The organism is Chryseobacterium sp. Leaf201, assembly GCF_001421435.1.
Classification (GTDB): Bacteria; Bacteroidota; Bacteroidia; order Flavobacteriales; family Weeksellaceae; genus Chryseobacterium.
Genome location: NZ_LMKA01000141.1, coordinates 1 through 10,120, shown reverse-complemented (window position 1 = coordinate 10,120; position 10,120 = coordinate 1). Strand labels below are relative to the sequence as shown.

9 protein-coding genes, 3 tRNA genes and 1 pseudogene are annotated in these 10,120 nt (G+C 40.2%); 8 read left to right on the top strand and 5 right to left on the bottom strand.

Annotation, left to right across the window (positions count from 1 at the left end; translation table 11 throughout):
- The first annotated feature begins 125 nt into the window (after positions 1–125).
- The 3 genes from ASE55_RS19640 (at position 126) to ASE55_RS19630 (ending at position 3,207) form a co-directional block, all read left to right on the top strand.
- Positions 126–794, top strand: coding sequence for a DUF2461 domain-containing protein (locus tag ASE55_RS19640; protein ID WP_056223630.1), 669 nt, complete (start codon positions 126–128; stop codon positions 792–794).
- 135 nt (positions 795–929) lie between these two features.
- The gene (locus ASE55_RS19635; RefSeq protein ID WP_056223629.1) at positions 930–1,724 is read left to right on the top strand and encodes an FkbM family methyltransferase; all 795 of its coding nucleotides are present in this window, start codon (positions 930–932) and stop codon (positions 1,722–1,724) included.
- Positions 1,725–1,728: 4 nt separating this feature from the next.
- On the top strand, positions 1,729–3,207 hold the full coding sequence (locus tag ASE55_RS19630; RefSeq protein ID WP_056223626.1) for a lipopolysaccharide biosynthesis protein: 1,479 nt from the start codon (positions 1,729–1,731) through the stop codon (positions 3,205–3,207).
- Here ASE55_RS19630 and ASE55_RS19625 read toward each other — a convergent pair.
- From ASE55_RS19625 to ASE55_RS19610, 4 genes are all read right to left on the bottom strand, one after another.
- Positions 3,200–4,246: a hypothetical protein gene (locus ASE55_RS19625; RefSeq protein ID WP_056223624.1), complete on the bottom strand. Its 1,047-nt coding sequence runs from the start codon at positions 4,244–4,246 to the stop codon at positions 3,200–3,202. The genes ASE55_RS19630 and ASE55_RS19625 overlap by 8 nt on opposite strands.
- Before the next feature lie 73 nt (positions 4,247–4,319).
- Complete coding sequence (locus tag ASE55_RS19620) at positions 4,320–5,174, bottom strand: glycosyltransferase (RefSeq protein WP_056223622.1); 855 nt, start codon at positions 5,172–5,174, stop codon at positions 4,320–4,322.
- 82 nt (positions 5,175–5,256) lie between these two features.
- The gene (gene aspA / locus ASE55_RS19615) at positions 5,257–6,657 is read right to left on the bottom strand and encodes an aspartate ammonia-lyase (RefSeq protein WP_056223620.1); all 1,401 of its coding nucleotides are present in this window, start codon (positions 6,655–6,657) and stop codon (positions 5,257–5,259) included.
- Between the two features lie 94 nt (positions 6,658–6,751).
- The gene (locus ASE55_RS19610) at positions 6,752–7,777 is read right to left on the bottom strand and encodes an N-acetylmuramoyl-L-alanine amidase (RefSeq protein WP_056223617.1); all 1,026 of its coding nucleotides are present in this window, start codon (positions 7,775–7,777) and stop codon (positions 6,752–6,754) included.
- Positions 7,778–7,912: 135 nt separating this feature from the next.
- Between ASE55_RS19610 and ASE55_RS19605 the strand changes: the two genes are divergently transcribed.
- From ASE55_RS19605 to ASE55_RS20000, 5 genes and pseudogenes are all read left to right on the top strand, one after another.
- A tRNA-Ser gene (locus ASE55_RS19605) sits at positions 7,913–7,997 on the top strand.
- A 23-nt stretch (positions 7,998–8,020) separates the two neighbouring features.
- Positions 8,021–8,095 (top strand) — tRNA-Pro (locus ASE55_RS19600).
- Between the two features lie 46 nt (positions 8,096–8,141).
- Positions 8,142–8,215: transfer RNA gene (locus ASE55_RS19595), tRNA-Arg, on the top strand.
- Between the two features lie 200 nt (positions 8,216–8,415).
- Positions 8,416–8,847: a hypothetical protein gene (locus ASE55_RS19590; protein WP_056223616.1), complete on the top strand. Its 432-nt coding sequence runs from the start codon at positions 8,416–8,418 to the stop codon at positions 8,845–8,847.
- Between the two features lie 218 nt (positions 8,848–9,065).
- Positions 9,066–9,692: pseudogene (locus tag ASE55_RS20000) on the top strand (IS1 family transposase).
- Positions 9,693–9,699: 7 nt separating this feature from the next.
- Here ASE55_RS20000 and ASE55_RS19580 read toward each other — a convergent pair.
- Positions 9,700–9,981, bottom strand: a complete 282-nt coding sequence (locus tag ASE55_RS19580; protein ID WP_056223634.1) for a transposase — start codon at positions 9,979–9,981, stop codon at positions 9,700–9,702.
- Positions 9,982–10,120 lie beyond the last annotated feature (139 nt).

Sequence of the window (10,120 nt, the reverse complement as noted above, 5' to 3'; positions counted from 1 at the left end):
TTTTTACTATTTATTTAATTAATATTCTTTTTTAATCTCCATTTACTGACTTAAAAATGCATTTGAATGACTGCCACAGCCGCAATTATCATCCGTTTTAAGTACATTTGAAATAAAAATATTTTATGCCGACTTCAATTTCTCCACATGTTTTTGATTTTCTTGAAAAAATTACAGTCCATAACAACCGCGAATGGTTTACTGAAAACAAGCATCTTTATACGGAAGCCCGGGAAAACACCATTGCATTCCTGGAAGACCTGATCCTTTCCATGTCTGAATTTGATCCGGAGCTGGCAAAAATCGATGCTAAGAAATCACTGTTCAGGATTTACCGCGATACCCGGTTCTCAAAAGATAAAATCCCGTATAAAACCAATTTCGGGGCTTCTCTTGGAATGGGGAAAGGCAGCCAGAAAGGCGGATATTATCTTCACCTGGAGCCCGGCAAGTCGTTTATTGCCGGAGGAATCTACATGCCTGAAGCTGCTGTCTTAAAAACACTGAGAAAGGAAATTTCCCTGTACGGAAAGGAATTCCTAAAAGTTTTAGACCATAAAGATTTTAAAACATATTTCCCGGAACTGGACCAGGACGACAAGCTTAAAAAAATCCCTCAGGGCTTTGAAAAAGAAGACCCGATGGCAGAATACCTGAAGCTGAAAAGCTTTATTGCCGTGCATTACCTGAAGAACGAAGAACTGAAGGATAAAGACGCTGTGAAAAACCTGACGGAAATTTATAAAGTGATGAAACCGCTGAATGATTTCCTGAATGCCCCGCTCATGCTGTAACCGCTTCATATCGGTTATATTTTGTAACCATCTAAATAAAACATAAAATACTGATAATCAAAATTTTAAATCATCAATATTTTAACAGTAATTTAACATTTTTACGTATATTTGCCACCTGTCAAAAGTGTAACAATGTCCCTGTATCAAAGAATTGCCGAAAAACTGCAGTATATCAGTCCGAGTTTTTATAAAAAGAGATTTTTTAAAAGCCTGAATCATCTTAACAAAGAAAATTTTTCTGCAAGAAACGTAGAGCCGGAGCTGGTATGGATCAGGGAATTCCTCCCTAAAAATGCCGTAATCCTTGACATTGGTGCCAACGTGGGAACTTTTCTCTACCAGCTGGAAAACAGGCTGGACCATGAGCACATTTATGCTTTTGAGCCGAATAAAAAGCTGTACAGACGCCTGAAAAGGCTGTTTCCGACCATGAGGATCCTCCCTCTTGCTCTGTCTGATGAAAATACAACTGCCGAATTTAAAGTGCCTGTGATCAACGGGAAAACAGTTGCTTCCCGAGGAACCCTGAATGTTGACTACCGGGAAAAAGGCGAAGAGAAAAGCTATACTGAAAAAGTAAAAGTGATCAAGCTGGACGACTGGGCTGCCATTGAGCATTTCCACCGCCTGGATTTCATCAAAATAGATGTAGAGGGCAATGAAATGAAAACGCTTCTGGGTGCCAAGGAAATCATCCGGCAGTTCTCCCCTACTTTAATGGTGGAAATGGAACAGAGGCATCATGATACACCGATCTGGAAAGACATTGCTGAAGTTGAATCCTGGGATTACGATGCCCATTACCTGAACCGGCATACTTTTGAACTTGAAAAATTAACAGAAGACGTGCTGCTGAAAAATACCGGCGACGAAAAAAACAAGACAGAATACATCAATAACATCATTTTCATTCCTAAAAGTCAGTAAAAGCATGAGTGTAGTAGCAAGGCAAGGATTCAAATATTCCATCATCGGCTATGTAGGGTTCTTATTGGGTACCGTCTCTGCGATTTTTATCTTCCCCAATGATTTTGAGTTTTACGGAAAACTGCGGTACAGCATGCAGACAGCAGAAATGCTTGTTCCCTTTGTGGTCTTCGGGATCTCTTACGCAAACGTAAAGTTTTTCCACAGCGTACAGAAGGACGGTAAAAACCAGAATATGCTCTCGCTGTCACTGCTTGCCGTTTTCATCAATTTCCTGATTTTCTGCGGTGCTTTTTTTATACTCCCTCATTTTTATCCGAAGTTCCTGCAAACCCAGGCCTGGACGATTAAAGGGATTATCCTGCCCCTGATTCTTGTTTTGTCTTTGTGCGCAGTATTCAACAAATACATTTCCAACTACAAACGCATTGTGGTCTCTAATATCTTTGACAATCTTTTTCCTAAAATTGCCAACCTCGGGGCTTTTTGCCTCTTCTTTTATTTTGCTCTTTCGCAAAACATTGCGCTGGCTTTTTTCTTCGGGATTTTTGCACTGATGCTGGCCGGATACATTTACTATATCAATAAATTAGATAAAGTCAGCCTGGATTTCAGTACGAGCTACTTTAAACAGGATCATTTCTGGAAAGAGTTTCTGAACTACAGTTTCTTCGGGTTCCTGGGAACATTCGGGAATTATTTAGCCATCAACAGCTTTATGATCGGCGAGTTTATGGGAATGGAAGAAAACGGAATCTATTCTGTCCTGTACGCCTTGATTTCCCTGATTTCCATTCCGCAGCTGGGACTTTTTAACATTTCAGCTCCGATCATCAGTAAAAACCTGGCCGACGGAGATATGGAAGGCCTGGACCGGTTCCACAAAAAAACGTCTTTAACCCTGTATTTTTTAGGTGCGGTTTTATTTTCGTGTATCATGGTCGGATTTCCTTTTCTGACCCAGTTTATGCCCAAGAACGGCGTCTTATTGAGGGAATATGAGCCGGTGATCTGGATCTGGGGTTCAGCAGTGCTTGTAGACCTGGCAACCGGGTTCAACGGCAATATCATTTCACTTTCAAAACACTACCGTTTCAATATCCTGGTGATGCTTTTACTGGCCGGATTAACCGTGGGACTGAACCTTTATTTCATTAAAAACACCGATCTGCAGCTTATCGGGATTGCTTTATCCACGGCGATTTCACTAACCACTTATAACGTGGTAAAAGTAGTGTTCAATTATTTCGTATTTAAAGTGTCTCCGTTGACGATTGAAATGATTTTCGTTTCCATCATCTGCACACTGGCAATTACGGTAGCCATTGTTTTGCCGAACTTCAGTAATAATTTCATCAACCTGCTTTATAAACCGGCTGTTGTATTACTGTTGATTTTTATCGGAAATTATTTCACCAGGATTTTTCCGCTTGAGGAATATTTAAACAAAAACTTTATTAAAAGTATTTTCAAGTTCAAATAGCGGTCAGGTTCTGCAGGACTTTCTCCATCTGTTCCTGAACGGCTGCTTTAGTATATTTTTCCTGAAAAGGAAACGGCGTATTTCTCAGCGTTTTAAACTGTTTCGGAATATTTTTATCTTCAGGAATAATGAAATCTGATGCAGACGGATAATTCACAGGAAAAATAGCGGGTTTACCGTATTTTATGGCATCTCCGGAGTTTCCGGTCATTTTCGTTTTTCCGTAGATTTCTTTCCCGCTGAAGAACTCTGTCTCCTGCTGAATCGGGCACCACAATACGTCTGCCTGCTGCATCCACTGTTCAAAATCATCCTGCGATACTCTTTCTGAAAACCAGGTAATGCTGATATTCTGAGGCAGATCTGATGATAATTTTTTCAGCTGCTCCAGTTCTGTACCTTTTGCCTTTCCGAGGAATACAAAGTTGAAAGGCTCATCCGTTTTTAAATTTTTGATGGTGTTAAAAACATGGCTGTAATCCCTCCTTTTCTGTGAGACCCCGCCCGGAATGACAATAACAGACTCCTGCTTTGACTGGTTTTCAAATTTCCCGGTATAAAATACAGGCAGGAATGTCAAACGATCGGAAGACAGGCTTTCATCAAGCACCAACAGGTGTTTTGCGTGTTTATAGACTTCCGGAGCAACGGATAGTCCTTCTTTCCAGAAAAGCTTGATCCTGTACAGAATATCCTCCTTCAATATGCTTTTGAGTAAATCCAGTGGCAAGCTGTTCATAAAATTAATGTTATGGACAATCACTGCCGAATTGTACTTCTTTACAATTTCCTGAAATGTACTGAAATAGCGGTGAACCGTTCCGATGATGATAAGGTCGTATTTCTTTTGCTTCAACTGATCCAGAATCATTGAACTGTCAGACAAAAAGATTTCCTGCCCATCATCTCTAAGCTGGCCTTTGATCTTCTCCGAAAGATAATAATCTACATGAAATTTATAGGAATCCTTCATGACGGCCATGAAGTCCTGAGCCACTTCGGCGTGGTTATCTAATTCTATGTAGGCTATTTTTTTCAAATTTTACTGATTTTTAATGTGGTAAGTCAAAGATCTGCGGAGCAATTTTTCCGTTATCAATTACGTGTATACGTTACATTTTCAGCCACTTTTTCTTCAGCGTATTCCAGCGCTGTCGGTTGATTATTTTTTGCTCGTCCTTTGAAATTTTCAATTCCAGCCGCTGAGAACGGCAGTGCTCATACGCTTTGGTTATCGAAAAAAAGAATGAAACAGACCTGCTTTTTGTAGCTTCTTTGAAAGATGCGATGTAGGCTAAAAACCTGTTCAGCCCGAGAAAATAAAAATACTTTCCGTAATATTCCGCCGGTCTGATGGTGTAGTCCGCTCCTTTAACTTTAATCAGTTTTACATGAAGCTCAGGAAGGACCACTTCTTTCCAGCCCAGGTTCTGCAGTAAAATGGAATCGATATTATCCCAGCCCAGGGTTTCACGGAGCCCGCCCATCTGGATATAACTTTCTTTCCGGTATGCTTTTAACGGTCCGCGGACGTGATGTCTGTTAGAATTCCCTTCATACACCCAGGTTCCGTTTTTCTCAACATACAAAAGCCCGCCAATCAATCCGTATTCAGGATTGTTTTTAAAAGCTTCCGCTATGGTGGCGAGGTAATTTTCGGGGAGAATGATATCCGCATCAAATTTACAGATGATATCAAACTGATTGATCTCCCGGGTATTCAGTCCGCTTTTGAAAGCACTGACCACTTTTGATCCTGGCTCATGTCCTGATTTCTGAAGATTAACGGTTTCAAAACGGGAATCCCGGTCTGTGTATTTTTTAATTACATCAGCTGTTTTATCCGTAGATCCGTCATTAACGGCCACTACTGTAAAATCCCCATGCGTCTGCCGCTGTAAAGAATCCAGTGTCAGTGAGAGGTGCGCTTCTTCATTATGCGCAGGAATGATGATCAGAAATGTCAAAGCAGGTAAATAATTGATGGTTTATAAATATGGATAAGAAGTGATGAATGATATGCTGATCACGCATCACTTCTTATTTGGTTTATTTGTCATGCGGTTTCAGCATATTCCGGGGATCAAGGATTTCATCCAGCTTTTCCTGAGAAAGAATCCCTTTTTCCAATACCAGATTGTAAACACTTTTCCCGGTTTCCAAAGATTCTTTGGCAATTTCCGTGGAATATTTGTAACCGATATACGGGTTGAGCGCCGTCACAATACCGATGCTGTGCTTTACCATATTCAGGCAGACTTCACGGTTTGCGGTAATTCCGGTAATGCATTTTTCCCGCAGCGTATCCAGAGCATTGCAGAGGAAATGAATATTCTCCATGATGGCGTGGGAAAGTACAGGCTCCATCACATTGAGCTGCAGCTGCCCTGCCTCCGCAGCAAAAGTCACGGTAAGATCATTCCCGAATACTTTAAAACACACCTGGTTGACCACTTCCGGGATAACCGGATTCACTTTTCCCGGCATGATGGATGATCCCGGCTGCATCGGCGGCAGATTGATTTCAAAAAGCCCGGCTCTCGGCCCTGATGAAAGCAGCCTTAAGTCATTACAGATTTTTGATAATTTCACCGCAAGACGCTTCATGGCTGAAGAGTAAATTACGTAAGAACCCGTGTCGGGCGTTGCTTCTACCAAATTCGGTGCAGAAACCACCGGAAAACCGGTAATCTGGGCTAAATTCTTAGCACAAAGAACGGCATAGCCTACCGGAGCATTGATTCCGGTCCCGATTGCAGTGGCTCCCATATTCACTTCCACAAAAAGATCAGCATTGCTGTTAAGCTTAGAAATGTCTTCTTCCAAAGTAGCGGCAAATGCTTCAAATTCCTGCCCTAACGTCATGGGAACGGCATCCTGAAGCTGCGTCCTGCCCATTTTAATAATATCCTGGAACTCCTTCCCTTTTGCCCTGAATGCCTCAACAATTTTTTCCAGTTTTTCAACCAGCGTTGCATTCATCTGAAGCAGTCCCATTTTTATAGCTGTAGGATACGCATCATTGGTAGACTGCGAAAGGTTGACATGGTCATTGGGTGAACAGAATTCATACTGCCCTTTATTCTTCCCTAATTTTTCCAGCACCCTGTTGGCAATTACTTCATTGGCGTTCATGTTGATCGAAGTTCCGGCACCGCCCTGGATCATATCTACCGGGAACTGCTCGTGAAGCTCGCCGTTGATCAATTCATCGCAAGTTTCTGCAATGCTGTAGTACAGTTTCTCATCAAGAAGGCCCAGCTCATAGTTGGTTTTCGCAGCTGCTTTTTTCACATAGGCCAATCCCCTGATAAACTGGGGATAAGATGATAAAAGCTGTCCTGATATTTTGAAATTATTGATTGCTCTCTGCGTCTGTACTCCATAGTAAGCATTTACAGGAACCTCCAGCACGCCCAACAGATCACTTTCTTTTCTGAAATTTTCCATAATTTAATATAAATTCATGTATCCATTAACAGTCCTGTAATTTAACAATAAACATAAATTAGGCTGATTGTTACGGCTGTCGGATAATTACATTTTATTTTACCGGGTATTTCTGTATTAACGCCTGCAGTATGGCAAATGTTTCGGCATCCATTATCCCGTCATAATTCTGCGGACGGAAATGGTACTGGAACGCTTCAATGGTTTTCTTAGTAGCATCATCCCATTTCCCGCTCAGGTCCAGGGCATACCCGAATTTCTGCAGCTGCGTCTGAACATTGAAGATAAATGCAGGGTCAATATACTGGGTCTGGAAATCTGTAGAAGTGGCCAGATCATAATAGCCCTGTTTAATCGGCTCATCATACCACATCCCGATCTGGTATTGATCATACAGCATTTTCCATGGGAACAATGGGCCCGGGTCCTGTTTCCTGGTCGGTGCAATATCTGAATGGGCCAGGATATTGGTGGCCGGAATCTGATACCTTGAGGCAATATCCTTCACCAATGCAGCTACTTTCTTTACCTGGGCTTCATCAAAAGGCACAAAAACCCTTTTTCCCGAAGCATCAGCCGTGTAACCTGTATTTACAATTTCGATCCCAATGGAGGTATCGTTAAGGTTTTTATCATTCCTCCAGGCACTTACTCCGGCGTGATAGGCACGTTTGTTTTCATCCACCAGCTGATAAATCTCGTTATCACCGGTATTGTTCACCAGATAATGCGCACTTACGGCCTGCTGTGAAAGAACAGTGATTGATTTATCATCCGGCAATGCCGTGTAATGCAGAATAAGATACCGCTGCCTGAAATTCTGTGCAATGGCAGGGAAATAGGTTTTTACCACTTTATAACCGGCAGGCTTTGCAGAAACAATGGATCCGTAACTGGCGGTATTGTCATTCTTTGTAACATCTGCGATATTGGTGGTGAAAAATTCAACTCCGTGTTCAGTTGTAACCTTTGGTTTCGGTTTTTCGACAGGGGTCTTTACTGCTGTTTTCGGCTGTACGGAAGGGGTTCTTGGAATGTACTGTCTGTTCCGGGCACTCTGCCTGGAAGTACACGAAAAAACCACGGTAGTTAATCCGATGATATATAATGTTTTACGCATTTGTTTACTTTTTTAGTCGTTTATCAGCTCAAAAATACGCAAATTTTTCTTGTAAATTATTTGGTAAATAAAGAAATCTATTCTATATTTGCACTCGCAATAACGGAACAACGATCATTAAAATTAAAGATAAAAGGAGGGTTGCCAGAGTGGTTAATGGAGCAGTTTGCTAAACTGTCGACGCGAAAGTGTCGCAAGGGTTCGAATCCCTTACCCTCCGCATTCTTTTTCTTACTCTATATTCGGGGCGTAGCGTAGTCCGGTCATCGCGCCTGGTTTGGGACCAGGAGGTCGCAGGTTCGAATCCTGCCGCCCCGACTTTTTTTAACGCGCTTATAGATTACTAAGCGAGAATCACTTTTAAGGGTGCGTAGCTCAGCTGGATAGAGCATCTGCCTTCTAAGCAGACGGTCAAAGGTTCGAATCCTTTCGCGCTCACAGAAACCTCATGACTTTTGTCGTGAGGTTTTTTGTTTTTATTAAACCAACTACTAAATTGTAAATCCAATCAATAAATCTCCAATTAGCTATTTAATTTTTTCAACTAATATAGAAAGTAATGGCTCAATTTGATGTTATAGTAACTATATCTGCAAAACATTAATTGTAACCATTTACCATAATCAAACTGCTCAACTATGAAAATTTATTCTTTATTATTTCTTTTACTGCTTTTCATGATAAGCTGCGATTTCAACACTTTTAGGGAGAACAAGCCAGAAGACAGGCAAGAAGCGGAAAAGGTAACCGAAAAGTTTTACACACTATTAAAAGAGGGTAAAAAAGAAGAAGCCGCAAAACTATTCAGTAATGATTTTTTTAAATTCAGTAAAAAAAGCGAGCTCGACCAGATTCTGGAATGGGAAATATCAGAAAGCAAGAATGCAATGGAATATAAGCTTGCAGACTGGACAACACTTGTAGTAGGAGGCAGCAGCGCCAGATCCGAATATACGCTGGTTTATAATGTACAGAGAGGAAAGCTGAAGACAAGGGAAGAGTTTAGCCTACAAAAAGAAAAAGATAAAGCTATCCGAATTCTTAAATATAAAATGACAGCCCAACAATAATAAAAAGAGTCCGTCTTACAACTTAATGATGTGGGTTGATAATCCATTGTACGAAAACTATTCTCTGACAAGAGGTCGAGAAAAATCATAAAAAAAGTCCGTTTTCACTAGTTGTGAGATGGACTCTTATTTTAAAAGTTTCTAAGAGCCTGTTTATATTTTATTCACTAATATATTATGGCATTGTTAAATTTAAATATATTTCATAAATTATTTTTATGAAATGTTATAAATGTCAATCAGAAAATAAAGTTAAAGCAGGATTTACAAGAGGCCTGCAAAGATATAAATGTAAAGATTGTAGTTGCTATTTTAGTGTTGAAAGTAAATCTGATGTAAAAAGTTTAGAACAAAGGAGGTTAGCTCTGGAAATGTATCTTGAGGGAACGGGGTTCAGAGCGATTGGAAGAGTGTTGAATATTAGCTAGGGAACGGTTTATCAGTGGGTAAAAAAGTGGGGAGAATCTGTATACTTACCCAATCTAAAGAACCTGTAGAAATCGTTGAGCTGGATGAGATACACAGTTATATACAAAGTAAAAAAATACTGCTGGACGTGGATTGCTGTTGATAGATTTGGAAAAAGCTTCGTCGATTTTGTTTGTGTAAAAAGAAGCACAGCAACCTTCAGCAAGCTCTGGAATCGTCTGAAAGACGAGAATATCAATAGCTTTTGCAGTGATTGCCGGAAAAGCTACTCTGAATTAATTCCGCAAGAAAAGCATTGTGAGTCAAAGACAGAAACCTTTATCGTTGAGGGCTATAATTCCAGAATCAGACATTATTTGGCTAGATTCAAAAGAAAAACAAAATGCTATTCTAAAAAACAATCTATGTTAACCTGAGTTCGGTTTAAGCACTATTCAAAAATAGTTGGCCGTCATTTACTTTTTTCAAGTCATTAATGGTTTCAATGATGGCTCTTTTTCTAAGCAGAATCTTGTCTTCCATTGTCATTATATGGTTTTTCATATTCTTCCTAAGTTTGGTAAAGAGTTGGACTCTATCTCTAAAAAGCATTTCCCACAAGGCTTTTGAAAGATATCCTTTATCGGCAAATAATTTCCCAAACAGTTGCCGGGTCATTTTCTTAATATGCTTCGGATTTCGTTCATCCACATTTGCTTTTGGCATATGAGATACTATTTCTGATTCTATTATATCTTTGCTAAGTACTTTATATAAGGGATCTGATTTTTTTGTTTCGCAAAACAAAAAAATCAGATCCCTTTTTAATTGCAAAAAGTCAAGACAACTTTATTATTATTATTAT

Bases quoted from the DNA above. Each gene is read 5' to 3' on its own strand.
- ASE55_RS19630 (WP_056223626.1), top strand. From the start codon at position 1,729: ATGAGTGTAGTAGCAAGGCAAGGATTCAAATATTCCATCATCGGCTAT.
- ASE55_RS19580 (WP_056223634.1), bottom strand. From the start codon at position 9,981: ATGCCAAAAGCAAATGTGGATGAACGAAATCCGAAGCATATTAAGAAA.
- aspA (WP_056223620.1), bottom strand. From the start codon at position 6,657: ATGGAAAATTTCAGAAAAGAAAGTGATCTGTTGGGCGTGCTGGAGGTT.
- ASE55_RS19590 (WP_056223616.1), top strand. From the start codon at position 8,416: ATGAAAATTTATTCTTTATTATTTCTTTTACTGCTTTTCATGATAAGC.
- ASE55_RS19635 (WP_056223629.1), top strand. From the start codon at position 930: ATGTCCCTGTATCAAAGAATTGCCGAAAAACTGCAGTATATCAGTCCG.
- ASE55_RS19610 (WP_056223617.1), bottom strand. From the start codon at position 7,777: ATGCGTAAAACATTATATATCATCGGATTAACTACCGTGGTTTTTTCG.
- ASE55_RS19640 (WP_056223630.1), top strand. From the start codon at position 126: ATGCCGACTTCAATTTCTCCACATGTTTTTGATTTTCTTGAAAAAATT.